At 29.7% G+C, this 25,695-nt stretch carries 21 protein-coding genes and 1 other annotated feature; of the genes, 14 read left to right on the top strand and 7 right to left on the bottom strand.

Translation table 11 applies throughout. The features are described 5' to 3' along the window. Position 1 precedes the first annotated feature (1 nt). Complete coding sequence (locus KGF45_RS13050) at positions 2-1,024, top strand: LacI family DNA-binding transcriptional regulator (protein ID WP_227842704.1); 1,023 nt, start codon at positions 2-4, stop codon at positions 1,022-1,024. Positions 1,025-1,166: 142 nt separating this feature from the next. On the opposite strand, the gene KGF45_RS13045 is transcribed toward KGF45_RS13050, so the two are convergent. Both KGF45_RS13045 and KGF45_RS13040 read right to left on the bottom strand, forming a co-directional pair. After that, entirely contained in the window at positions 1,167-4,493 is a 3,327-nt protein-coding gene (locus tag KGF45_RS13045; RefSeq protein WP_227828697.1) for a cell wall-binding repeat-containing protein, read from the bottom strand. 458 nt (positions 4,494-4,951) lie between these two features. Further along, positions 4,952-6,355 (bottom strand): ATP-dependent metallopeptidase FtsH/Yme1/Tma family protein, encoded by a 1,404-nt coding sequence (locus KGF45_RS13040; RefSeq protein ID WP_227842703.1) that lies wholly within the window; start codon positions 6,353-6,355, stop codon positions 4,952-4,954. A gap of 558 nt (positions 6,356-6,913) precedes the next feature. Then, positions 6,914-7,056: a sequence feature (ribosomal protein L20 leader region), on the top strand. Between the two features lie 28 nt (positions 7,057-7,084). Between KGF45_RS13040 and infC the strand changes: the two genes are divergently transcribed. From infC to KGF45_RS13005, 8 genes are all read left to right on the top strand, one after another. Next, on the top strand, positions 7,085-7,594 hold the full coding sequence (infC, locus tag KGF45_RS13035; RefSeq protein WP_227828813.1) for a translation initiation factor IF-3: 510 nt from the start codon (positions 7,085-7,087) through the stop codon (positions 7,592-7,594). A 27-nt stretch (positions 7,595-7,621) separates the two neighbouring features. Further along, positions 7,622-7,816 carry a 50S ribosomal protein L35 gene (gene rpmI / locus KGF45_RS13030; protein ID WP_003418222.1) on the top strand — a complete coding sequence of 65 codons (195 nt, stop codon included), beginning with the start codon at positions 7,622-7,624 and terminating at the stop codon, positions 7,814-7,816. 60 nt (positions 7,817-7,876) lie between these two features. Next, positions 7,877-8,233: a 50S ribosomal protein L20 gene (gene rplT / locus KGF45_RS13025; protein WP_227828695.1), complete on the top strand. Its 357-nt coding sequence runs from the start codon at positions 7,877-7,879 to the stop codon at positions 8,231-8,233. Between the two features lie 163 nt (positions 8,234-8,396). After that, entirely contained in the window at positions 8,397-8,939 is a 543-nt protein-coding gene (locus tag KGF45_RS13020) for a hypothetical protein (protein ID WP_227828694.1), read from the top strand. Between the two features lie 530 nt (positions 8,940-9,469). Then, positions 9,470-9,709: a hypothetical protein gene (locus KGF45_RS20485; RefSeq protein WP_413840951.1), complete on the top strand. Its 240-nt coding sequence runs from the start codon at positions 9,470-9,472 to the stop codon at positions 9,707-9,709. Between the two features lie 78 nt (positions 9,710-9,787). Further along, positions 9,788-10,387, top strand: a complete 600-nt coding sequence (locus tag KGF45_RS13015) for a hypothetical protein (protein ID WP_413840953.1) — start codon at positions 9,788-9,790, stop codon at positions 10,385-10,387. A 463-nt stretch (positions 10,388-10,850) separates the two neighbouring features. Next, positions 10,851-12,776, top strand: a complete 1,926-nt coding sequence (locus KGF45_RS13010; protein WP_227842702.1) for a metallophosphoesterase — start codon at positions 10,851-10,853, stop codon at positions 12,774-12,776. 334 nt (positions 12,777-13,110) lie between these two features. Next, positions 13,111-15,000 carry a metallophosphoesterase gene (locus KGF45_RS13005; protein ID WP_227842701.1) on the top strand — a complete coding sequence of 630 codons (1,890 nt, stop codon included), beginning with the start codon at positions 13,111-13,113 and terminating at the stop codon, positions 14,998-15,000. Between the two features lie 268 nt (positions 15,001-15,268). Here the strand turns inward: KGF45_RS13005 and KGF45_RS13000 are convergent, their stop codons facing one another. Next, entirely contained in the window at positions 15,269-16,147 is an 879-nt protein-coding gene (locus KGF45_RS13000; protein ID WP_227842700.1) for a LysR family transcriptional regulator, read from the bottom strand. Positions 16,148-16,414: 267 nt separating this feature from the next. On the opposite strand from KGF45_RS13000, the gene KGF45_RS12995 reads away from it, so the two are divergent. The 3 genes from KGF45_RS12995 to KGF45_RS12985 all read left to right on the top strand — a co-directional run bounded on the left by KGF45_RS12995 (position 16,415) and on the right by KGF45_RS12985 (position 21,380). Beyond that, on the top strand, positions 16,415-18,151 hold the full coding sequence (locus KGF45_RS12995) for an ABC transporter ATP-binding protein (protein WP_227842699.1): 1,737 nt from the start codon (positions 16,415-16,417) through the stop codon (positions 18,149-18,151). Further along, a complete protein-coding gene (locus KGF45_RS12990; protein WP_227842698.1) occupies positions 18,151-20,010 on the top strand; it encodes an ABC transporter ATP-binding protein in 1,860 nt (619 codons plus the stop codon). Before KGF45_RS12995 ends, KGF45_RS12990 begins: the two co-directional genes overlap by 1 nt. Before the next feature lie 476 nt (positions 20,011-20,486). Continuing rightward, positions 20,487-21,380 (top strand): diguanylate cyclase, encoded by an 894-nt coding sequence (locus KGF45_RS12985; protein ID WP_227828688.1) that lies wholly within the window; start codon positions 20,487-20,489, stop codon positions 21,378-21,380. Positions 21,381-21,441: 61 nt separating this feature from the next. Here KGF45_RS12985 and KGF45_RS12980 read toward each other — a convergent pair whose 3' ends face one another. From KGF45_RS12980 to KGF45_RS12970, 4 genes are read right to left on the bottom strand one after another with little or no spacing between them, the layout of a single operon-like run. Then, a complete protein-coding gene (locus KGF45_RS12980) occupies positions 21,442-21,969 on the bottom strand; it encodes a cyclophilin-like fold protein (protein ID WP_227828687.1) in 528 nt (175 codons plus the stop codon). 4 nt (positions 21,970-21,973) lie between these two features. Continuing rightward, positions 21,974-22,105, bottom strand: a complete 132-nt coding sequence (locus KGF45_RS20150) for a hypothetical protein (RefSeq protein ID WP_413894768.1) — start codon at positions 22,103-22,105, stop codon at positions 21,974-21,976. 4 nt (positions 22,106-22,109) lie between these two features. Continuing rightward, complete coding sequence (locus KGF45_RS12975) at positions 22,110-22,682, bottom strand: DapH/DapD/GlmU-related protein (protein WP_227842768.1); 573 nt, start codon at positions 22,680-22,682, stop codon at positions 22,110-22,112. Positions 22,683-22,706: 24 nt separating this feature from the next. After that, positions 22,707-23,879, bottom strand: a complete 1,173-nt coding sequence (locus KGF45_RS12970; RefSeq protein WP_227842697.1) for an iron-containing alcohol dehydrogenase — start codon at positions 23,877-23,879, stop codon at positions 22,707-22,709. Positions 23,880-24,058: 179 nt separating this feature from the next. Between KGF45_RS12970 and KGF45_RS12965 the strand changes: the two genes are divergently transcribed. Both KGF45_RS12965 and KGF45_RS12960 read left to right on the top strand, forming a co-directional pair. Beyond that, a complete protein-coding gene (locus KGF45_RS12965; protein ID WP_227842696.1) occupies positions 24,059-24,952 on the top strand; it encodes a LysR family transcriptional regulator in 894 nt (297 codons plus the stop codon). Positions 24,953-25,134: 182 nt separating this feature from the next. Next, the coding region (locus KGF45_RS12960; protein WP_227842695.1) for an RNA-guided endonuclease TnpB family protein at positions 25,135-25,695 on the top strand (561 nt) is incomplete at its 3' end.

The following is a 25,695-nucleotide window of genomic DNA, read 5'->3' as shown; positions in this document are numbered from 1 at the left end:
AATGAATCAAAAGAAAGTTCATTATAATAAATCGGCTACTTCAAAAGATGTTGCAAAACTAGCAGGAGTATCGCAGTCATCAGTTTCAAGAGCATTTGGTAGTGCAAATGGAAAAGGTGTAAAACCTGAAGTAAGAGAAAAAATTTTCCGTGTAGCAGATGAAATTGGTTATGTTCCCAATTTAGTTGCAAGAGGAATGATTAGTGGCAAAACAAATGTTATAGGATTGATAGTTGGTGATAATTTAGGTCCATTTTACAACAGAATTATTAATTTATTTGTGGAAAAGATTCAAGAAATAGGTAAACAGTGTCTTGTTTTTAAGGTTCCTAGACAAGAAAGAATAGATAATATAATTTCAAGAGTAATTCAGTTTCAAGTGGAAGCTGTGATTATTACAGCTTCAGCTATGAATAAGGTAATGGCTGAGACATGTGAAGAAAATAATATTCCTGTGATTCTTTTTAATCGTTTTATACCAGGTATAAAAATAAGTACGGTCTATGTGGACCCAATTGAAGGTGGAGGAATGGCTGCTGAATACCTAATTGATAGGGGACATAAAAATATAGGATACATTCAATTTACAAGAGAAACAAGTGAGGAAATGGAAAAGAAAATTGGATTTTATTCTAAATTAAGACAAAACGGAATTCACAACCTTAAAGAAGAGTCTGCAAATTATGATTATGATTCTGGATATGAAGCTGGAAAGAGAATGCTAGCATTATCAAGTCCTCCAACAGCAATTTTTTGCACAAGTGATTTGATAGCTATGGGTGTAATGGATGCTGCAAGATTTGAGTATAAATTGAAGATACCAGAGGATTTATCAGTAATGGGATATGATGATATTCAGATGGCTTCATGGAAAAGTTATAGTTTAACAACGATTAGACAACCATTAGACTTATTAATTGGAAAAACGATTAATATACTTAAAATTTTATTAGAGGAAGATGATTGTGAGCCAGTAGTTGAAATGCTTAAGCCTGAATTGATTGAAAGAGATTCTACAGTTTAGTATAAAATTATATTAAAGATATGCTAATAATGTATAAACAAGAAAAGTATTCTTCAAATTCAAAATGGAGAATACTTTCTTGAATACTTGTGATTAATTCAGTAAATATATATTTATAGGATATTTTTTTATTTATATTATATTATTTGTTTAATAAGAGTCTTAATTTATTAAGTACAGATAATTTTATACCACCACCTACTTGATATACCTTTTCTGAGTTCTTTTTATCTAATATATTTTCTTGTTCTTTATTTAAACTATTTGTGGCTATTACAACTGGCATATTTTCCTTTGATGCAAATGGGCCTACTGATAAAGCATCAATCAGATTATTTTCCTTAGCTAATATCACACCATTTATGCTATTATCTTTATAGAAACGTTCAATAACACGAGCATTAGTTTCTTGTCTGTCATTTCCAGCAATTCTGTTTTTTGAGACATCATTTGAAGTTATATTATTAATTTGCTCTATAGCTTTCTGAGAGATTTTAGTTTCCCCACCTATAAAGTAAGAAGTTTTTACTTTTTTAGATTTAATATAATCATATGCGTCTTTATCTAATCCATCTTTTTGTGTAAGTATTATAGGAGAGTTATTTTTTCCTGCTACTGATGAAATAGATAGTGCATCAGCTTCTCCATCTCCAGCACTTACATATATTGTATCAATATTGTTATTACCAGACATTTCTTTAGCTATATTTAAAGACGTTTCATATCTTGATTTTCCACCTATTCTTTTTACATTCATAGATTTATTAACACCTTTTAGTTGGTTAACGACTGAATTAGAGATTGAAGCCTCTCCACCTACAACTATTATATTAGATGCTTTTAATCTTTTAATTTCATCCATTGTTGATTTATCTACATTACTTCCATTAGAAAGTAGCATTGGTGCATTTTTTGTATTTGCAAGTGGTGTAGCTGATAATCCGTCTACTAAGTGCTTATCAGTACCATTTACAAGTATTACAGTATTTGAAGTTTTCCAGCCTTCTTTAGATACTTTTACTGCTGTTTCAAATCTGTCATCTCCAGTCATTTTTTTAGATTTTACATTAGTATCTAGATTATCCCATAAATTTACTCTATCTTCAGGAGCTACATACATACCATCATTCTTTGTTATATTATACGTTTTATAGAATTCTTCGAAATTTGATAAGACACGATTTACTCTTAAAGTATTTGGACTATGCTCATCTCCTGTAGAATTCTTTGCATATTCTCTTGTGTATAATCTAATATATGACTCTGCATAACTCTTGAAGAACTTATCATAATTTGGATTTTCCATTTTTGATAAAATTCCCAAGGCAGCTCCTACACCACCTATATCTGCAATATTTTCACCTAAACTTATCTTACCATTTGCTTTTACACCTGGAGCTATTTCCCATCCATCATAGAAATTAACTACATCATTACAACGTTCCTGAAATTCTCTGTAATCATCCTTAGTCCACCAATCATGTTCTTTCCCACTTGAATCATATTTGGCTCCATTGTTGTCAAATGCATGAGAAATTTCATGTCCTATTACTGCACCTATTGCACCTAGATTTTCCTCTCTTGATGCATTTGGGTCATATAAAGGTGCTTGTAAAATACCTGCAGGGAAAGTCATTGCATTATCATACATTCCATACACTGCATTTACAGTAAATGTTGCTAGTCCAAATCTATCTTTTGGTATTACTTTACCTGTATTTTCAGCATCTTTTTTTAGACGTGCAAGTTTAAAAGCAGTTATATTATCAAAATGATTTCCACCATCTTCTTTACTTTTAATGTCTACATTTTCTGCATCAGATTCCCATTTATCAGGATATCCAACGACAAATGTCATTTTATCAAGTTTTTTTATAGCTTCTTTTTTGGTAGTTTCACTCATCCAGTCAAGTTTTTTAATTCTTTCTTTATATAATTCTACAAAAGATTTAACCATATCTTCAACGTCTTTTTTTGATTTTTCAGGAAAATATTTCTCTACAAATAATTTTCCAATATATGAACTGAACTTTTCAGATGTTAATGCTGCTGCATCTTTTTCAGTTATTTTACTTTGCGAAGCATCTGCACCAGGATTAGCATTGTCAGTCCAAACATTTAGATATTTTTGGTCTAAAAATTGTGCATTTTCTTCAGACAGTTTTATTTTAAAAAGAGTTTTTAAAGCTTCTAAATTATTATTAGTGTATGCCTTATTAAATAGTTCTAAATCTTTTGGATTCATTACCTTGATTTCTTTAGGAAGATTAGTATAGCCAGCAGCAGTAAGTGTTTTAGACAATTCTAAATTTGGCATTTTTTCTTCTATCTCTTTTAAAGTCATCCTCTTGTCAACACCTTCTTCACCTCCAGATACTTTTTTTACAAAATTTATATACTCATCAACATGCTTACTAGCTTGTGCCTCACTTTCTCCACTTAAAATTAACAGCTTTTTAAAAAATGTTTTGCTATTTTCTATTGTCTCATCATTTGAATATGAACTAAATAAATGTGTATCAGCCATTGTTCCTATATATAAAGCATACTTTGCTTCATCTACATTATCTTTCATTAAAAAAAGACCAACCGAACCACCAGTTCCTATTTCTTCAAGTGATTTTTTTTGAATATCACTAAGTTCTTTTACATTCTTTGCTTTATCTATAGCATCAAGATATTTTTTTATTGGTTTATTTCCAAGTTCATTTCTGCTTTTCATGTCTAGTATATTAAGGTAGAAATCTTTAATCTTTTGTTCTTCACTACCTTTTTTATGATTTCCTTCTACTATCTTTTTAATAATGTCATTAATTTTTTTTGTATTCTCATTTTCAATATCAACATAACCACCAGATACTGTTTCGTCACTTGGAAGTTTTGATTCCTCTAAAGCCTTTTTATTTACAAAATTATAAAAATCATCTTTTGGATTACTACCTTTAAATGCCCAGATACGTCTAACCATAGTGTCAACTTCTCCTACAGTCATAACATCACTACCATGAAGTTTTTTGTCTTTAGTGTTAACCATAACTCCACCATTTATTAAGTTGTCTATATCAGACTTAGCAGAAGCAGGTATATCTGTAAAACTTACATTTTTCTCTGCCACTCTTTCATTTTGACCTTTTGGAGCGGATAAAGTTCCAAAAGCTCTACTTATCATGATAAGACCATCTAGTCTATTAACTTTTTGATTTTCTTTATTTTCGTATCCAGACATGATTTTCTTTTTATCTATATTAGAATTATATGATTTAGCTGATTGTAAAAGAAAATCAGCTAGTTGACTATATGTAGTACTACTAGTTTTAATTTCTTTTCTACTTTTAGGTTGTGCTGTTTTTTCAGATTTTTCTATATTGGTATTACCTTGAGCAGTTTCTTGTGCCTGAGCAACTCCTGTAACAAGTGTAGTCATAACCATTCCTGTAGATATAATTTTTGCATTTAATTTTTTATTCATGATATGTTCCCCTTCTCATATGTATTATTTATGTGTTTAACATTTAAAATTTACTTTTCATTAGTGTCTTATATATTAGTCTATTGGTATTTATATACAAAACAATATCATAGTAATGTTAACCGTATGTTTACAGGAAGATAATTACAGTAAGGTAAAATTTTTGTGACGAATACTCAAAAAAATTTGCTAGCTTTTATGAGAAAAATGTATTGTTTATTTAAAAAGATATCAAAAACAAAAAAATAGAAAGTAAATTTAAATCAATAAGGTTAGTAGAGTCAATATTTAATAACAGAATGAAAGATAATAAACAAAAAAATAATAAAGAGGTTGTAAGTAAATTTGTTTCTACACAAATCTACCTACAGCCTCAATACCTATCATCTCAAAATATTTAAATTCTTTTTAAAATAATTATTAATTTTGATGTAGAAATTATTTAAAATATTATCAAACTAATTTACAGCTTCTTTTCCTATCAAATCTTTTAATTCTTCATGAGTCATAGTTTCTTTTTCAAATAGGAATTTAGAAACAGAATGTAAATCTTCAAGGTTATCCTTTAACATCTCTAAAGTTTCTTTATAACAACTTTCAACTATACGATTAGCTTCCTTTTGAACTTTATCACATAAGAAAGTCTTATCATTTCCATCAATAGTCATAAATCCTAAGTTACTCATACCATACTCACAAACCATTTGGTTAGCTATCTCAGTGACTTTCTTTAAGTCATCCTTTGCTCCTGTAGATTTATGATTAAATATTAGTTCTTCTGATGCTTTCCCAGCAAGTAATATTTTTATTTTTCCAACCAATTCATCTCTAGTATAAATATATCTATCTTCATCAGGTAATTGAAGAACATAACCTAATGCTTGTCCTCTAGGTATTATAGATATTTTTTGTATAGGACAAATTCCAACTATATCACTTACAAGAGCATGTCCAGCTTCATGATAAGCTACTATCTTTTTCTCTTTTTCAACTAATGAAGAGTTTTTGGATTCTAATCCTGCAATAACTCTTTCAAGTGCTTTGTCGAAGTGTTCTGCTGTAATATATTCACTGTCATCTCTAACTGCAAATATAGCTGCTTCATTTGCTATATTTGAAAGATGGGCTCCGTTGAAACCGTGAGTTTTTTTAGCTAAAAGTTCTAGATTTACAGATTTGTCTATAGGCTTGTCATCTGTATGTACCTTTAGAATTTCAAATCTAGTGTGATAATTTGGTGCACCTATATGAATGTGTCTGTCAAATCTTCCTGGTCTAAGTAAAGCTTCATCTAATAAGTCAAGTCTATTGGTAGCACCTATTATTAATACATTGGAGTCTTTATTAAATCCATCCATTTCAACTAAAAGTTGGTTTAACGTTTGGTCTTTTTCATTGTTGCTTTCAAGATGTCTTTTTGCTCCTACAGCATCTATTTCGTCTATAAATATTATACTTGGAGCTTCTTTTCTAGCTTTTTCAAATAGAGTTCTTACTCTTTTTGCTCCTACACCTACATATTTTTCAACGAACTCAGAACCTGTAACATTGAAAAATGATGAGTTTGTTTCACCAGCTACAGCAGATGCAAGTAATGTTTTTCCTGTCCCTGGAGGACCATAAAATAATACGCCTTTAGGTATTTTTGCACCCATTTTTTGATATTTTTGTGGAGACTTCATAAAATCAACTATTTCAAATAGTTCTTCTTTTACTTCGTCTAATCCAGCTACATCTCTAAATGTAGTTTTTGGTTTTGTAGAAAGCGAATCATCTGTTTGATTTTCTCTTTCCATTTTTGTCTGTGCAAAGACAGGAACTGGATTGTTAATTTTTTTAAAAAAGTTGTTTAGCATTTTCATATTCACACCTCAGGTAATTAATTATTGTTAATCAATTTTATATTTTCCATATTTACTATATTTTATTATTTATTTTTTATGGAAAAAATATACATGTAATCTAAATAAAAATAAATTCATAAATTTAACTGGAAAAAGTCATTTATGAATATGTGCAAATTACCTTTATATACTAAAAAAATATGACAAATCAAGATAAAATTGAAATGATGAAAAATCTATAATATGGATATTAAAGGATGTAAAGTAAAGTATTCAGTATAAAATTGGCTAAAGAAGTGTTTTTAAGTATTTATTATATAGAGTGATAGGGTAATAAAAGATTTTAAAGTTGAAGTTTGAATTTTTTAAATTAAATTTTGGAAAATGAGGGCAAAATAAATGGTACGAGCATATAATAAGTATTAGGAAGAAGAAATTAAATACAAATAATATGTAGTTTATAATAAATATGTGCAATTTTAAATAAAAAAGCAGTTAAGTTAGTAAAAATTTATTAAACTTAAAAAAATAGTTGCAAAAAATTTGATAAAATGATATAGTGGATAGGGTAAGAATAAAACAAAGAAGAAGTCCGCTTCTCACCTTACGCCGAGGGTTAGTAAGGTAAATATAAGTTAAAGCTTAGTAGTAATTTAAGCTTGTTTAAATTTGGTAACTTATATTGCGGATGATTATGTCATCCGCTTTTTATTTTATATTTTATAAAAAATTTGGAGGTGTCCTACAATTAGCAAAGAATTAGCAATCAATGAACAAATAAAAGACAAGGAAATAAGAGTCCTTTCACCTACAGGTGAACAACTTGGAGTAATGCCTACTAAAGAAGCTCAAGCAATGGCTACTAGTAAAAACTTAGATTTGGTTCAAATCTCGCCAAATGCAAATCCACCAGTGTGTAAGATAATGGATTATGGAAAGTTTAGATATGAGCAAGCGAGAAAAGACAAAGAAGCTAAGAAAAAACAAAAGACTATAGTTGTAAAAGAAGTAAGACTTAGACCAGGTATTGAACAAAATGATTTAAATACGAAAGCTAATAATGCTATAAAATTCCTTAAAAAAGGGGATAAAGTCAAAGTCGAACTTAGATTTAGAGGTAGAGAACTAGGACATAAGGATATAGGAAGAGAAGTTATGTTAAAGTTTTTAGATATAATAAAAGAGTTTGGAGAACCAACAAAAGCCCCTGCATTTGAGGGTAATAATATGGTTGTAATTATAGATCCAAAAAAATAGATGATTAACTGAGAGGAGGAATTTGTCATGCCTAAAATGAAAACTCATAGAGGTGCAGCAAAGAGATTAAAGAAAACAGGAACAGGAAAGTTAAAGAGAGCTAAAGCTTATAAAAAACATATATTAACTAAAAAATCTGCAAAAACTAAGATGAACTTAAGAAAATCAACTCTAGTAAGTGATGGAGATGCTAAGAGAATAGCACAATTATTACCATACTAGGATAGGATACGGATTATAAATAATAACTATAGAAGAGGGATATAAAAGGAGGTCATAACGATGGCAAGAGTTAAAAAAGCTATGAACGCTCGTAAGAAGCATAAAAAAATATTAAAACTTGCAAAAGGATTCAGAGGAGCTAGAAGCAAATTATATAGACCAGCAAATACATTCGTAATGAAGGCATTAAAAAATGCTTATATAGGAAGAAAGTTAAAGAAAAGAGACTTCAGAAAACTTTGGATACAAAGAATAAATGCAGCAGCTAGAATGAATGGAATATCTTATTCAAGATTAATGAATGGATTAAAATTATCTGGTGTTGAAGTTAACAGAAAAATGTTATCTGAAATGGCTATACAAGATCCAGATGGATTTGCTAAATTAGCAGAAGTTGCTAAAGCAAAATTAGCTTAGTATTAAATCATGAGATATAAAGTCTTTGAATTATGTAAATAATTCAAGGGCTTTTTTTATTTTTTGAGTATTATTTGTTTGTATAAAATTTTTAATAGACTTGATTAAATATTATCAACATGATAATATTATCTTAATGATAATAATGGGGAGGTAGTATAATATGAATGAAAAACTTATGGATTGCTTTATAAATCCAGTTAAGTGCAGGTTGTTACTTGAGATTTATTCAAATAAGCAAACTACAGCAAAGCAATTAGGAGAGAAGTTTAAGGATATATCACAAGCCACACTTTATCGTTATCTTGATAAAATGTTAAAGGATAATATTATAAAGGTAATTGAAGAAAATAAAATAAGAGGAACTGTTGAAAAAGTATATGCTGTTAAGTCAGATATTGATGATGATGCAAAAAAAATGATAAATGAAAACTCAGCAGAAGCATATGTACAGCTGTTTACTCAATATATGATGGTATTTATGAAGGAGTTTTATGATTACGCTAAAAGAGAAGAAAAAGATATTTTAAAAGATGGTTCTGGTTTTTCTGTCTTTCCAGTATATGCTAATCTAGAAGAAATAACTGAAGTAACTAGAAAGATTGCTGATATACTAGAACCTTTAAAAAATAACCCATCAAGAGAAGGGCGTAAAATACATTCTATAGGATTGATAATTGCACCTCCTAAAGAAGAGGAAAAATAAGATAAAATTATTGAAGTGCAGTGTAAACAATATACAAACTAGTATCATTAAATAAAATATTGAAGATAGTGCTAAAATAAAGATAGCAATTTGATTTCTATATCAAACTGCTATCTTTATTTTAGCATGTTAAACTTTACATAAGTGATAAGTGATAAGTGATAAGTGATAAGTGATAAGTGATAAGTGATAAGTGATAAGTGATGTTTTTATGTTAATTTATATGAGGAATTAATATAATGTGAAAGATGCTATATTTAAGGCTATAATAAAATGTAAGTATATTCATAGTAACATAAGACTTTTATTTTAATTGAAATTTTGGCTGTTAGGCAAGATATAACTATATTTTTAATAAAAGATAAAGTTGTACTTTAAATAATAAATAAAGCTATTTATAACCAAAAAAATAAGTTTTGTGGGTATATATTGAAATGTATATCAAGCTGACATGTAAAGTGATATTATATATTTAAGGAAAAAATTACAATATATATAGGCATATATTTAAAGCAAAGGGGTTGAAACATATGAGATTGATTACACGTTCTGATTTTGATGGATTAGTTTGTGGTGCATTATTAAGAGAAGCAGGTATTATTGATAATTGGAAATTTGCTCATCCTAAAGACTTACAAGATGGGTTGGTTGAGGTGACAGAAGATGATTGTCTTGCCAATGTACCATTTGTAGAAGGGGGTGGTCTTTGGTTTGACCATCATTCTAGTGAATTTGAGAGAAATGAACTTAAAGGAAGGTATAAAGGATAAAGTCGCATTGCTCCTTCTTGTGCAAGAATTATTCATGAGTACTATGGTAAAAATGAAAGATTTTCTCATTTTAATGAAATGCTAGAAGCAGTAGACAAAGTTGATTCTGGAAATCTTACTATAGAAGAGGTACAAAATCCAACTGGATGGATTTTAATTGGTTATCTTATGGACCCAAGAACAGGGTTGGGGCGTTGGAGAAACTTTACTATATCTAACTATCAATTGATGGAAAAGTTAATTGATGCATGTAGAACTTTAGATACAGAAGAAATTTTAAATCTGTCAGATGTAAAGGAACGTATAGAAGTTTATTTTGAGCAGACAAATAAATTTAAAGAAATGGTTGCTAAATACACACGTACAGAAGGAGATGTTATTATTTCTGATTTACGTGGAGTAGAGCCAATTTATACAGGTAATCGTTTCATGATTTACAGTATGTATCCAGAACAAAATATTTCTGCCTGGATTGTAAATGGAAAAGGTGGAAAAGGGTGTTCTGTAGCTGTAGGATACAGTATTTTAAATAGAACTTCAAATATTGATGTTGGTAGTCTAATGCTTAAGTATGGCGGTGGAGGTCACAAAGCTGTTGGGACTTGCCAATTTAATGATGAACAAATAGACGAGCTACTTCCAATGTTACTTGATGAACTTGTAAATCCTAAGAAGTAATGGTCTAATTTATAAATTGTATAAATAAAACAGAATTTCATTGTACCTTTTAGCATAAGAAAGTGAAGTGGTACAATGAGGTTCTTATCAGTATGCATATTGAGACATATCACTTTTACAACCATTCTAGTTACTTAACTGTTCAAATGAGATTTTATACTCGATTTTCTCCATATATTTTAATATTGCTACAATCTCATCATATCTATTTGTATTAAATAAAAGTTTATTATATGAAGTATACATTTAAAGTTTTCTAATAGTATATTTAAATATCTTATTAAGGATGTTTAAATACAATGACATAAGAAATGAAATGTATATCTTTAAATATGAATATCTTTAAAGATAATAATCTATTAAACCAATGAATGTTGCTCATAGTTCTATAACCTGCTATAGTTTAAAATAAAGCATGATATTAAATTTTATTATAATCTAAAAATTTGCGAGGGGGGCTTTTATGAAAATAAAATTTATTATAATGGTATTGATAGTGTTTTTAGTGGGATTACTTGTGGCATGTCAAAGTACAAAAGATACAAAAGATACAGTATCAGATACAGAAGTAAAAATATTAGGAACAGGTGATTTACATTCAGTTGTGACAGATTCTCTAGTTTCATATGTAAATGAAGAAAGAGCAAAGAATGAAAATCTACTTATGGTAGATGCAGGAGATTTTTTTGGTGAACAAAGTAAAGAAATGTGGGAATGGACTTCTGGAAAAAAACTAGTTAATATTAGAGAGAGTGGTATAGCAGAATATGAAGACACAGTTAAAAATAGCCAAGATGAAGTACCTATAGTTAAAGACATGATACCATTAAAATATGATGCTGTGGTACTTGGAGATAATGAATTTATTTCAAATGATAAGCCAGGTCTTGATAAATTAGTTTCTGATTTTAAAAATAATAATATACCAGTAGTATCAGCAAATATATATGAACAATCTGGAAAAAACTACATACAACCATATGTGATAAAAAATGTTAAGACAGATAAGGGCGATGTAAAAGTTGGAATACTAGGTCTTACTATAAAAGAAGTAGGGAAAAGTTCAGGATTTGAAGATGTTGAAAAAGAAACTAAATCAAGAGAACTTGGAGAGCAACCTGAGTATAAAGGCAAATTATATGCAAATGATTTAGTAGAAGATGCAAAGAAATGGGTAAAAGTGATGAAGAAAGAAAAACCAGATATAATAGTTGCAGTTGTACATTCAGGGGAAGAATCTAAGAGTTCTGATAATACAGGAAATAGAATAAAAGAGCTAGTAACTACAGTAGAAGGAATAGATGCAGTTATAGCTGGTCATACTGATAAAAAAATAAAGCAACATACATATAAAAATAAATCTGGCAAGGAAGTAATTGTCACACAACCAGGTTCACATTCAGATAGTGTGTCAGAGATTAACTTTAAATTAAATAAGAAGAATGGTAAATGGGATATAAAGGAAAAGACTAGCAAATTAAAAATAATTGATAAAGAAATAAATATACTTGCTACTGCAGATTTACATTCACATTTTTCTGATAAATTAGAAGTCAGCCTTGTTAATGAACAAAGTAGCCACATTGAACCTGTTGTAGTAGATGCAGGAGACTTTTTAGACCCTCAAACAGATGAAATGACTGAATGGTATAAAGAATGGCAAGCTATAAGAGATAATAATACGGACACAGAGATTAGTAGATGTCCAATGGTCATAGCTATGAAGAATGGAATGTATGATGCAGTAGTACTTGGAAATCATGAATTTGTATCTGAAAAAGATGAGTTTTGGTCAGATGAGCGTCTTTTAGATGCCGTTGTAGAGGATTTTGAGCAGTTGGCGATTCCTGTATTATCAGCAAATGTATATAAACAGTCTGGACAAAACTATGTTAAACCATATGTCATACAAGATGTGGAAACAAATGAAGGCAATGTAAAAGTTGGAATATTGGGTCTTACAATAAAAGAGGTAGGTAAAGGTCTTGAAAATGTAAATTTACAAGAGCAATTTCAATATAAAGATAAATTGTATGCAAATGATTTAGTAGAAGATGCAAAGAAGTGGGTAAAAGTGATGAAAGAAGAAAATCCAGATATAATAGTTGCAGTTGTACATTCAGGAGAAGAACCTAAAAATCCTAAGCATCCAGGAAATAGAGTAAAAGAATTAGCAACTACAGTAGATGGGATTGATGCTATTGTTGCTAGTCATACTCATGAAAAGATAGATGAACATGACTATAAAAATAAGTCTGGAGGTAAAGTTATAGTGACACAACCAGGTGAACATGGTAAATATTATTCTAAAATTACTTTTAAAGTGAAAAAAGAAAAGGGTTCATGGGTTATTAATGATAAATTTAGTAAAACAATTGAGGTTAAATAATTTTATAAAGTTTATAGATAATATATAAGGTTTATAAATAATATAAGGTATTTAATATTAGTATGATAGATAAGATGAGTATATAAGACTATTTCCATATTCCATATAGTAAAATATTGTGAGTATACTATATTAAACCTACTTGAAGATTTGAGTATATTAGAGTAAGTCTTGTTTTGAAACTAAAAAATATAAAGAACTATACGTAGATTTATTTAAAAAGGAATTTACATATAGTTTTTTTCGTATAATAAACAGTAACAAACTTAGATAGTAAAGATAAGGTATAAGAGTAAATTTTATTATCATCAAAAAAATCAAGGGGGAAGCTTTTATGAAAATAAAATTTATTATAGTTACATCAATAATAGTTCTAATAATATTATTAGTGGGATGTGAAAGCACTAAAGATATAGAAATCAATGTACTTGGGACAAGTGACTTACATTCAATAGTCCCAGAAAACCTAGTTTCTTATGTGAAAGAAGAGAGAAAATACGATGAAAACTTGCTAATGGTTGATGCAGGCGATTTTTTTGACATACAAAGTATTGATATGAATGGATGGTCTACTGGTCAAAAACTAGTACGATTTAATGATGGTATGCCAGAGTTTAAAAAAATAGCTGAGCCACGTGAAGGAGAAGTTCCTATAGCTAAAGAAATGGCAAAATTAAAATATGATGCAGTTACATTTGGAAATCATGAGTTCGTTTCTAATGATAAGCAAGGTCTTGATAGGTTAGTTTCTGATTTTAGAAATAATAACATACCATTGGTGTCTGCAAATATATATGAACAATCTGGAAAAAACTATGTAAAACCATACATAATGAAAGATGTCAAAACAGAAAAAGGGAATGTAAAGGTAGGAATACTAGGGCTTACTATAAAAGAAGTAGGAGAACGTTCAAGATTTAAAAGCTTTGAGCAAGATAAAAAAGCTAGAGCACTTGAAGAACAAGCACAATATAAAGGTAAATTATATGCAAATGATTTGGTGGAAGATGCTAAAAAGTGGGTAAAGGTCATGGAAAAAGAAAGTCCAGATATAATCGTTGCCATTGTACATTCAGGTGAAGAGCCTAAAAATCCTAAAAACCCAGGAAATAGAATAAAGGAGCTGGCAACAACTGTAGAGGGAATAGATGCTATTGTAGCTGGTCATACGCATGAAAAGATAGAGCAACATACATTTAAAAATAAATCTGGTGAAGAAGTGGTAGTGACACAGCCTGGAGCTCATGGCGATAGTGTATCAAAGATTAACTTTAAGTTGGGTAAGAAGAATGATAAGTGGTTTATAAAAGATAAGCACAGTGAATTAAAGGTATTTGGAAAAGAAGTAAATATAATTACAACATCTGGTTTACATTCAAATTTTTCAGATGAAATGGCAGTTAGTTTATTTAATGAAAGATATAGAGCTGTACAGCCAATCTTTATTGATACTGGAGACTTCTTTGATGCAGATACAAAAGAAATGACTAGATGGTCTAAAGAATGGCAGTATAATACAAAAAAAGGTATTCATAAAAGAGTAAACGAATGGCCTATTGTTTATCTAGGTTATGATGCTGTAGTACTTGGTAGTCATGAACTTATATCTGAAAAAAATGATTTTGAAGAAAAAAAGTCTACATTGGATTCTATTATAGAAAATTTTGAGGAAATGAAAATTCCTGTTTTATCAGCTAATATATACGATGAGTCTGGAGAAAATTATGTAAAACCTTATATAATGCATAAAGTTGAAACTAAAGAAGGCGACATAAAGGTTGGAATATTGGGGCTTACTATAGATAAAGATGAAAAAAATATCAATAATTCAAGTTCAGAAAAAAATTCTAAAAAAACAAATAGATTATATACCAATGACTTAGTGAAGGATGCAAATGAGTGGGTAAAGGTTATGCAAAAAGAAAATCCAGATGTAATTGTTACAGTTGTACATTCAGATAGTAATAATATAAATTTAAAAAATCCAAGTAGCGAGATAAAAAAACTTGCTACTACAGTAGATGGAATAGATGCTATTGTAGTTGGGCATACAAAAAATAAGATAAAAGAACGTAGCTATAAGAATAAGTCTGGAAATAAAGTTATAGTGACACAATCTAGTGAAGATGGAGAGTATTATTCAAAAATAAGTCTCGAATTAAGAAAAGAAAATGGTACATGGAATATTATCAATAAATATAGTAAGGCAATAAAAATGAAGTAGAGCAATAAAGATTAAGTGAGACAATAAAGATGAATTAATACAATAAAGATGAATTGATACATAAGTAAACTAATAAAGTAGTAAATCAATAAAAATAAATTGAATTTATACCATAATTATACAATTAGGTACATTGTAATATTAGATTTATTAGTAAAAATATGTTTATATAAAAATATGTCTCGATACAGTTAAAATACTAAAGAATAGTATATTGAAATAAAAGAGAAGAACCTTTATATTTGAGGTTCTTCTTTCTTATTTTTATTTACAAACAAGTAAAATTATCTATAAAGAATCGAATGTATTTTTCCTTTACATTTTTTTGATATGCAATACCATACTCGATGATAGCTTCTTCAATGATTGGACGAATAATAAAACCATCACTTTCTGTTGGTATGCAATGTTCAGGTAATATTGCTATACCATATCCACAATTTGCAAGAAGTATACTTGCTTGGTCATTTTCACATACAATATTAAAATGGTTTTGAGAATGTAATGCTATTTTTTCCTGCAATATGTTTCCATGTTGAAATGGTATAAACTTAGGATTTAATATAATTAAGCAATTTGTCTTTAAATCATCAAAAGTCAGACTATCTTTTTCAGCAAGGATAGATTGTGAGGACATAATAGCATAATTTTTAGTATTCTTTAATTTCTTAAAAGTGCATTCTTTCATATCTCTAATCATTTCTCTTGTTGAAAGCATAATGTCTAAATGTTTATTATTGAATAAATTTTTAAGCTTAAAATAATCCTCCATAAATATTAAAGGGTACACCTGTGGAAAGGCAATTCGTAAGTCTGACAATATACCTTGTAATTTATTGAGTTCAGCATGACTAGAACATCCAATACGCAAAAAAGAAGTATTCTGAGAAGTAGCTTTTGCTATCCTTTTATGTGATACCTCTATTTTGTTGAGTATGTCTTTGGCATCACTGTAAAACATATTTCCCATTTCTGTCAATCGAACCATTTTTGAATTTCGTATAAATAATTTCGCTCCTAATTCTTCTTCTAGATTTTTGATATGGTGAGTAACTGTAGGAGTAGATAAAAAAAGTTCTTCTGCTGCTTTTGTGAAATTTAACTTGTCAGCAACACATACGAAACATTCTAATTGTTGAGTATTCATAAAGCACCTTCTTTCCATATCAAAAGTATAATTGTAAGATGAGATAATTTCAATATAATATTAGATTTTATCTAATGTTATTAAGGTTTTTGAAATTCTCATTCAACACAGATAATGATAAAATTTTAAATATTAGGCATCTGAGTATATTCATTTCTATACAGAATAAATAAAAGTTAGGTAAGAAAATTATAGATAATTAAAGTTGTCTGATAAAACTTAGAGTAAATCAACATCTTAAAAATTAGTTAGAAAAGGAGATAGAATATGATTAAAAAATTAGCTTGTTCCATTAAAGAGTATAAAAAAGCTTCCATACTAACATCAGTATTTGTTGTATTAGAAGTCTTAATGGAAATTTTAATTCCTATGATTATGGCAGAAATGATTGATGTAGGAATCAGTGGAAACAATACACAGACCCTAGTGCAACTTGGTACCATTTTGATTGTTTGTGTATTTTTAGGATTATGTTTTGGAATACTGTCTGGAAGTTTTTGTGCTACTGCATCTGCTGGGTTTGCACAAAATTTAAGGAAGGATATGTATTACAAAATACAAGGCTATTCTTTTGCTAATATTGATAAGTTTTCAACTTCCAGTATTGTAACAAGATTAACCACAGATGTAACAAATGTCCAAAATGCTTATATGATGATTATTCGTGTGGCTGTACGTGCTCCACTTATGCTTGTATTTTCATTGATTGCTGCATTTATGGTTAATGCGAGTTTATCCTTTATATTTTTAATTGCAATCCCAATTCTTGGAGTTGGTTTATATTTAATTGTAAGTCGTTCCCATCCATATTTTGAAAGAGTGTTTAATATTTATGATGACTTAAATGGAGTTGTGCAAGAGAATCTCACAGGTATACGAGTAGTTAAATCTTTTGTAAGAGAAAAATTTGAAGTCAAGAAATTTAAACATGTTTCAGAGAAAATATACAAGACATTTGGAAAGGCTGAAGGAATTGTTGCTTATAATATGCCATTAATGCAGTTTTCTATGTATTGCTGTACACTACTACTTTGTTGGTTTGGTTCAAAAATGATAGTTTCAAGCAATGCAACTACAATGACTACAGGAGAACTTTCCAGCTTAATTACATATGCCATGAATATTCTTAATTGTCTTATGATGTTATCTATGGTTATGGTTATGATTAATATGGCAAGAGCTTCCTGTGAACGAATTATAGAAATAGTAGATGAAGAAAGTTCATTAAAAAACGGTGATACTCCTGTATATCATATGGAAAATGGAGAAATAAGTTTTGATAATGTATGTTTCAGTTATGTAGATGATAAAGAAAAAGAATGTCTAAAAAATATTTCATTTCATATAGAAACTGGTTCAACATTGGGGATTATAGGTGGGACTGGAAGTGGAAAGAGTTCACTAGTTCAATTAATACCACGTCTTTATGATGTGACAGAGGGAAAAATTACAATAGGAGGCGTAAATGTAAAAGACTATGATTTATTTACACTTCGTAATGAAGTAGCAATGGTTCTTCAAAAAAATGAGCTATTTTCTGGAACAATTAAAGAAAATCTACTTTGGGGAAATAAATATGCTAGTGAAGAAGAAATGATACATGCTTGTAAATTGGCACAGGCAAATTCTTTTATTGAAACATTTCCAGATAAATACGACACATATATTGAACAGGGAGGGACAAATGTTTCTGGTGGTCAAAAGCAAAGACTATGTATTGCAAGAGCCTTGCTAAAAAAACCAAAAATTTTAATACTTGATGATTCTACAAGTGCAGTAGATACAAAAACTGATTCAATGATTAGAAAGTCATTCAGTGAAGAAATACCAGACACTACAAAAATTATTATTGCACAGCGTATTTCTTCAGTGGAAGATGCTGATTATATTATCGTTATGGAAGGCAGTAAAATCAATGGGTATGGTACACATGAGGAATTGCTAAAAACAAATGTAATATATAGGGAAATCTATGATTCACAAACGAAGGGAGATGACAAGTAATGGAAACAAAGGTATTTAGCGTATGGAAACGACTGTTATCTTATATTGTAGGGCGACATAAACTTTTGTTTAGCACAGTTGTCGTATGTATTCTTTTTAGCTCTTGTACTATTGTCATAAGTTCTTTGTTTTTGCAAACATTGATTGATGATTATATAACTCCACTTTTGCTTGAAGATAATCCATCTTTTAGTGGCTTATTATATACAATTATTTTAATGGCATGTATTTATATCTTAGGTGTTGTCGCAACATTCCTCTATAATCGAATTATGGTAAAGATTTCTCAAGGAACTTTGAAAGAAATTAGAGATGACATGTTTGTACATATGCAAAAACTTCCTATTTGTTATTTTGATACTCATACACATGGAGATATTATGAGCCATTATACCAATGATACAGACACATTGCGTCAGTTTATTTCACAGGCATTACCACAATTTATTTCGGCTATTATTACAGTAGTTGTTATATTGATTTCTATGCTTATAAGTAATGTACCTTTGACGCTTTTAGTTTTAGTAGTTACAGTCATCATGAGCATAGTTACTAAACAAATTGGTGGTGCAAGTGCAAAGTATTTCATAAAGCAACAAGAGACATTAGGAAATATTACAGGATATATTGAAGAAATGATAAATGGTCAAAAAGTCATTAAGGTATTCTGCCATGAAGAAGATGCAAAACAACAATTTGATAAAAAGAATAAAGATTTATGTTTAGATTCTACACAAGCAAATAAATATGGTAATATACTTATGCCAACTATTATGCAACTTGGAAATCTGCAATACGTGTTAATTGCTCTTTTTGGAGGACTTATGGCATTGTATAGTGTAGGCTCTATTACAGTTGGAATGATTGTCGCTTTCTTGAGTTTGTCGAAAACATTTTGTATGCCTGTCTCACAAATTGCACAGCAAATTAGTATGATGGCTATGGCGTTGGCAGGAGCAGAACGTATATTTGAATTGATTGACGAAGAGCCTGAGCAAGATAATGGATATGTTACATTAGTACATGCTAGATTCAATAATGGGGAAGTAATCGAAACAACTGATAATACAGGAATATGGGCATGGAAACATCCTCATCATGATGGTACAATAACATATACTCCTTTAAAAGGTGATATTCAGTTCTTTGATGTGGATTTTGGATATACAGAAAAGAAATTAGTATTACACAACATAGTTTTGGAAGCAACAGCAGGAGAAAAAATAGCATTTGTCGGTGCAACTGGAGCTGGAAAAACTACCATAACAAACTTGATTAACCGTTTTTATGATTTAGCAGATGGAAAAATTAGATATGATGGTATCAATATCAACAAAATTAAAAAGACAGATTTACGCCATTCCTTGGGAATTGTCTTGCAAGATGTCAACTTATTTACAGGAACAATTATGGATAATATCCGATATGGTAAAATGGATTCTACAGATAATGAATGTATTGAGGCCGCTAAATTGTCAAATGCACATGACTTTATTACTAGATTGCCAAATGGATATCATACTATATTGACACAAAATGGTGCGAGTCTTTCACAAGGTCAACGACAATTAATTTCGATTGCCCGTGCAGCAGTTGCAAATCCACCAGTAATGATTCTTGATGAAGCCACATCTTCTATTGATACACGTACAGAAACACTGGTACAGAAAGGTATGGATAATCTTATGAAGGGTAGAACTGTTTTTGTAATAGCACATAGATTGTCTACTGTTAGAAACTCAGATGCAATTATAGTTCTTGAACAGGGACGTATAATAGAGAGAGGTACTCATGATGAGTTAATAAATAAAAAAGGAGTTTATTATAGTCTTTATACAGGGGCATTTGAGTTGGAATAGAAATTATAGGTTATAAATTTTTATAGAATATATAAATAAAGCAAGGCACTTTAACATAATATGAGTGCTTTGCTTTGTTATTTTATACATGTAATTGTCTGTTATTTTTTATAAGTTTTATTTTTAATATTTTACTACATACTTTTATTATCATATATACTTATTAGATAAATTTAATTCCATATATTGGATATGAAAGCTATTATTTAAACATACTTATTATATGATATAATATTATAAATATAATTAAATTAAAATATCTTAATAAAGAAGGAGATAAATATTTGTCATCTATACAACAGTCTATTAAAAAATACATGGAGACGTATTTAAATAAAAAATTAAACTTACAAGAAAGGCTTTTTTATCTTTTTTGTTTTGCTGGAGTTATTTGTTCATTTTTAGCTTTTGTTGCAGCTCTTTTTAGTAGCCTTCCTAGTATATCTATATGGGGAAGTTTTTCTTGCTTTTGTATCATGTCCATATTGGCAATCTATTCTCTTAAAACACAAGATATTGATAGAGGGTGTCTAGTAATTAATATAGGGCTTAATATATTCTTATTTCCAGTACTCTTTTTTATAAGTGGTGGAGTGGATAGTGGTATGATGCTTTATTTCTTGTTGGGAATATGTGTTATATCATTGACTCTTGATGGTCTTAAGAGAATAGTTATGATATTTGTATCTATATTTGTGTATTGTATATCTATATTTTTGGCATTTAATTACCCAAACTTAATTGTATCTATAGGCGAATCTCGTGCATCAGATACGATAAGTAGTTTTATTATAGTTTCATTGTTTTTATGTATAGTAATGATTGTGGTTTTACAAGAGTATTCTCATGAGCGTGAGAAAGTATATAAATTGAACCAAAGACTTGAAAGGCAGGCAATTATAGATGATTTGACAAATTTGTATAATAGAAGATATTTAATACAATATATGTCCAATATATTAAAAAAGCCACTGCAAGAAAGAGTTATGTCCATTGTATTATTTGATATAGATGATTTTAAAAAAATAAATGATAAATATGGTCATCTATGTGGAAATAATGTATTAATTCGATTTAGTGAGATTTTAATTGAAGAGGTTGGAAATGATGGAATAGTTTCAAGGTACGGAGGAGAAGAGTTTATAGTTGTAATGCCTAGCTTTACTAAATCTAAAGCAATTGAGGTAGCAGAGCGTATTCGCATACATGTTTCTAGTGATAAAAAATTATTTGATTTAGTAAACAAAATTACAGTCAGTGGTGGTGTAGAGGAGTACGTTGAAAATATGACTATTGAGAAGCTAGTAAAGGGAGCGGATACAAAGCTTTACATAGCTAAAAATAATGGAAAAAATAAGATTGTAAGTTAGAGAAAATTCGGTTCAATAGTGTCATCATGGTAGATGTATTTGACATAATGACACTATTGTTTTAGTTAATAATACTAAGCACTATTTGTATGTTTCCATTTCCTAATATTTCATTAAGTTTACTGGTATCTTCAATGTACCCCAGCTTAGTGTAGTTATATGAGGTTTGAAAATCTTTATAAAATAGTACCAAACAATCAGAGCCGTATAGCATAAAATCACCAGTCTTAATATTTTTTACAGATTCTGAACTTGATGGCAAATCTTTTGTAAAGTAATTATATTTTTCGTTTTTATTTAAATCTTTCATATCTAGTGTAAGTGGCATTTTTTCTAGTAGTGTTTGTACAGAGGCATTATTATAAAGTTTCAATACAAAGTCTTTATCTCCAATTTTAAGATTGGCAGTTATCATGTTATTTTTAGTTGATGTTATCACTTCTTTTTCTTTATAAGAAATAGGCGTTGCAGTTAAAGTATTATTTTTAGATTCTTGCTTAATTGTTTGTTGTGAGGCTGGAATATTTGTACAACCTAACAATGCAAAGCTATAAAGTACAGTTAACATAAGGCTTATAACCTTTTTCATAGGCTTATACTGCCTTTCCCATTTGATATGCTTTACTTAATATATCTTTTGCCCCTTTTAAAAACATATCTGCTAATATTTCAGAATTTCCATCTCTGCGAAAACTTGTAGATATAATTAAGACTTTTTTGTTCATTTATTTATTCCTCCTCAATTTTTTTTATAAACTTTGCTGGGACACCTCCCACCAACGTATTAGGTGCCACATCTTTTGTTACAACAGCTCCAGCTGCTATGATTGCTCCATCTCCCACTTCTACACCAGGAGTTATTGTGACATTAGCACCGACCCAGACACTTTTCCCTATTTTAATAGGTTTTGGGTGCATAGTACTTCGTTTGCTTGGTGCAAAATCATGATTTAAAGTTGCCAATACTGCATTATGACCAATTAACGAATTGTCTCCAATAGTAATACCACCTTGGTCTTGAAATCGACATCCTGAATTTATAAAAACATTTCTACCTATTGTTATATTTTTTCCACAGTCAGTATAAAATGGAGGGAACATGTTGAATGTTTCATCTACATGTTTTCCTATTAACTCTGAAAACAATGTTCTAATTTCTTCTGGCTCATGATAATGATTGTTTAATTTAGAGGTAATTTTCATGGCTTCATTGCTGAGTTCACTCATAAATTTATGTAACTCTGAGCCCCCAACAACAGTAAGTCCTTGATTAATGTGTCTTAAAAATGTATTTAAGTTCAAGTTCATTTCACACATCCTTTCTGATTAACTGTAAGATTTTTTCAATACTTCTACACAATCCTCATGTGTCATTTCACAAGGATTTGCTGTAAATAAACCACCCATTGTTTCTCGTGCACTTTTTGCTATTAGATTAAAATCTCCTGGTGTAATTCCATAATCGGACATTTTTAAATCTGCAACGTCACAAGCTTCTTGTAATTTGCTAAGAGCTGTAATAAAATCTTCTGCTTTGTTAGCATCCTTCATTCCCAATGCCTGTGCCATGCGTACAAAGCGTTCATCACAAGCATGTTTCTCTATAAAAAATCCAAAGAAAGCTTTAGAAATCATAATCAAACCTGCACCATGAGGAAGTCTTGGGTAATAACCAGACATAGCCTGTTCTAAAGAATGCTGTGCTGTAGTGACACTGATTGTCATGACAATTCCTGCAATCGTATTTGCAAAAGCCATGTGTTCTCTTGATTTCATATCACTACCATTTTTTACTGCATGTGCAAGATAGTTGCCTACATTTTCGATAGCAGTTAAAGCATACATATCGCTCATAACACTGGAAAAAGAAGATATATAGCTTTCCACAGCATGGAATAAGGTATCAAATCCTTGATAAGCAGTAAATTCAGGTGGTACAGATTTCATCAATTCTGGGTCAATTATAGACAAAACAGGGAATAAAGAGTCATAACCACCAACACCAATTTTCTCATGGGTTTCTTCATTAGTAACAACTCCCCATTGGTCAGCTTCACTACCTGTTCCAGCAGTGGTTGTAATACAAACAACTGGTAGTGGTTCATTTTGTAATGGTTGTGCTTTTCCAGTACCTCCATTTACATAATCCCATAAGTCACCATCATTTGTTACCATCATTGCAATTGCTTTTGAAGCGTCCATGACACTTCCACCACCTAAGGCAATAATAAAATCACATTCTGTTTCACGAGCACAGGAAGCCCCGTTCATGACAGAATTTTTATTAGGATTTGCGTCTATTTCACTGAATAACACAAACTCTACTCCTGCCATTTTTAACTGCTCTTCTGTTCGGGCAAGTGCACCATTTTCTTTATTTGATTTTCCACTTGAAACAACAAGCAAGGCTTTCTTTCCAGGTAGTTTTTGTTGATGTAATTCATCTAAACGTCCATTTCCAAAGATAAAACGAGTTGGTATATACATATTAAAATTCATATTTTTTCCTCCTTTTTATGTCCTTTTATGTTATTGTTCTTATTAAAATTTATATCATAGTTTCTATACGTTTATTATATTAACGAAATAATATAATAGCAAATACTTATAAAGAATACCTTCCCATAGTTGACAGGAATACTAGAGGAAACTACACTATAAATAGGAGGGATATACAAATGGAACTTAGAGTATTGAGATATTTTTTGGCAGTTGCAAAAGAGGAAAGTATTACAAGTGCAGCTCAATCACTTAATGTGACACAACCTACACTTTCAAAACAACTTATGGAACTTGAGGATGAACTTGGGAAAAAGTTGTTTTTGCGTGGCAACAGAAAAATCACACTTACAGAGGATGGCTTATTTTTACGTAAACGTGCGCAGGAAATAATTGATTTAGCAGATAAAACTACTTCAGATTTTAACAATGATTATGATGACATACGAGGAAATGTTTATATTGGTGGGGGAGAAACAGATGCTATGCGTTTTATTGCAAAAACTGTGAAAGAATTGCAGAAAGAATACCCTAATATACGCTATCATCTATTTAGTGGAAATGCTGATGATGTAACGGAAAGACTAGATAAAGGACTTTTAGACTTTGGAATTTTAATCGAACCTGCCAACATGGAAAAGTATGATTATATCAAACTTCCTGTTAATGATGTATGGGGGTTACTTATGAAAAAAGATTGTGAACTTGCTCAAAAGAAAATGATATGTCCAGAAGATTTGAAGGGAATTCCTATATTAACTTCACGTCAAACATTGGTTCAAAATGTAATTTCTGGTTGGTCTGGGCAAGATTTTCAAACATTTAATATAGTGGCAACTTATAATCTTGTCTACAATGCTTCTCTTATGGTAGATGAAGGGGCTGGATATGCTCTTTGCTTGGATAAGCTAATCAATACAACAGGTAATAGCAATCTTTGTTTTAGACCTTTAGAACCGAGATTAGAAGCACACTTAAATATTGTCTGGAAAAAGTATCAGGTTTTTTCTAAGGCAACTAAAAAGTTTTTAAATAAATTGCAAAGCGAAATTAATAATTTTGTATCAGAATAGAAAGATAGCTATTTAATTTATAATATTATTTATATGAAGGTGGTGAGATTTATGAAACGAGATTTATATGTAATGAGAGATAAAATAAAGCTTTTTTATCAAAGATAGGCGAAATACTCCATCCTCAACGTAAGTAGGGTGGAGATGTAAGCCTGTAATATAAATTAAAAGGAGGTGAAGAAATGATACAGATGAAAGCTTTTAAGTTTAGAATATATCCAAATCAAACTCAAAAAGAAATAATAGAAAAATCTTTTGGATGTTCAAGATTTGTGTATAATCATATGTTAGCACTTCAAAAAGAAAGATACGAAAAGGAAGGTAAATCACATTCAAAGTATGATTTAATTAAAAAACTTCCATCACTTAAAGAAGAATATGAATGGCTTAAAGAAGTTGATTCAACTAGTTTGCAAGCTACCATTGATGATTTAGATAGTGCATATAAAAACTTCTTTAGAGAATTTAAAAAGGGTAATAATCAAGGATTTCCAAAGTTCAAAAGTAAAAGAAATACTAAAAGAAGTTTTGAAAGTAAGTGTGTAAATAATAATATAACTATTAAGGATAATCTAATTAAGCTACCAAAATTGAAATGGGTTAAGGCTAAAGTGACTCAAAATATAAATGGTAGAATATTAAATGCTACTGTATCAAAAACACCTACAAGTAAATATTTTGTTAGTATGTGTTGTGAGGTTGACATAAAACAATTAGAAGAATCTAATAAGTATATTGGCATA

It is taken from the genome of Clostridioides sp. ZZV14-6154 (genome assembly GCF_020657785.1).
Taxonomy (GTDB): domain Bacteria; phylum Bacillota; class Clostridia; order Peptostreptococcales; family Peptostreptococcaceae; genus Clostridioides.
This window is presented reverse-complemented; position numbering and strand designations above follow the sequence as displayed.

Excerpts from the sequence above, each read along its gene's own strand:
- KGF45_RS13050 (WP_227842704.1), top strand. The coding sequence starts at position 2 with ATGAATCAAAAGAAAGTTCATTATAATAAATCGGCTACTTCAAAAGAT.
- KGF45_RS13045 (WP_227828697.1), bottom strand. The coding sequence starts at position 4,493 with ATGAATAAAAAATTAAATGCAAAAATTATATCTACAGGAATGGTTATG.
- KGF45_RS13040 (WP_227842703.1), bottom strand. The coding sequence starts at position 6,355 with ATGAAAATGCTAAACAACTTTTTTAAAAAAATTAACAATCCAGTTCCT.
- rpmI (WP_003418222.1), top strand. The coding sequence starts at position 7,622 with ATGCCTAAAATGAAAACTCATAGAGGTGCAGCAAAGAGATTAAAGAAA.
- rplT (WP_227828695.1), top strand. The coding sequence starts at position 7,877 with ATGGCAAGAGTTAAAAAAGCTATGAACGCTCGTAAGAAGCATAAAAAA.
- KGF45_RS13020 (WP_227828694.1), top strand. The coding sequence starts at position 8,397 with ATGAATGAAAAACTTATGGATTGCTTTATAAATCCAGTTAAGTGCAGG.
- KGF45_RS20485 (WP_413840951.1), top strand. The coding sequence starts at position 9,470 with ATGAGATTGATTACACGTTCTGATTTTGATGGATTAGTTTGTGGTGCA.
- KGF45_RS13015 (WP_413840953.1), top strand. The coding sequence starts at position 9,788 with ATGCTAGAAGCAGTAGACAAAGTTGATTCTGGAAATCTTACTATAGAA.
- KGF45_RS13010 (WP_227842702.1), top strand. The coding sequence starts at position 10,851 with ATGAAAATAAAATTTATTATAATGGTATTGATAGTGTTTTTAGTGGGA.
- KGF45_RS13005 (WP_227842701.1), top strand. The coding sequence starts at position 13,111 with ATGAAAATAAAATTTATTATAGTTACATCAATAATAGTTCTAATAATA.
- KGF45_RS13000 (WP_227842700.1), bottom strand. The coding sequence starts at position 16,147 with ATGAATACTCAACAATTAGAATGTTTCGTATGTGTTGCTGACAAGTTA.
- KGF45_RS12995 (WP_227842699.1), top strand. The coding sequence starts at position 16,415 with ATGATTAAAAAATTAGCTTGTTCCATTAAAGAGTATAAAAAAGCTTCC.
- KGF45_RS12990 (WP_227842698.1), top strand. The coding sequence starts at position 18,151 with ATGGAAACAAAGGTATTTAGCGTATGGAAACGACTGTTATCTTATATT.
- KGF45_RS12985 (WP_227828688.1), top strand. The coding sequence starts at position 20,487 with ATGTCCATATTGGCAATCTATTCTCTTAAAACACAAGATATTGATAGA.
- KGF45_RS12980 (WP_227828687.1), bottom strand. The coding sequence starts at position 21,969 with ATGAAAAAGGTTATAAGCCTTATGTTAACTGTACTTTATAGCTTTGCA.
- KGF45_RS20150 (WP_413894768.1), bottom strand. The coding sequence starts at position 22,105 with ATGAACAAAAAAGTCTTAATTATATCTACAAGTTTTCGCAGAGATGGA.
- KGF45_RS12970 (WP_227842697.1), bottom strand. The coding sequence starts at position 23,879 with ATGAATTTTAATATGTATATACCAACTCGTTTTATCTTTGGAAATGGA.
- KGF45_RS12965 (WP_227842696.1), top strand. The coding sequence starts at position 24,059 with ATGGAACTTAGAGTATTGAGATATTTTTTGGCAGTTGCAAAAGAGGAA.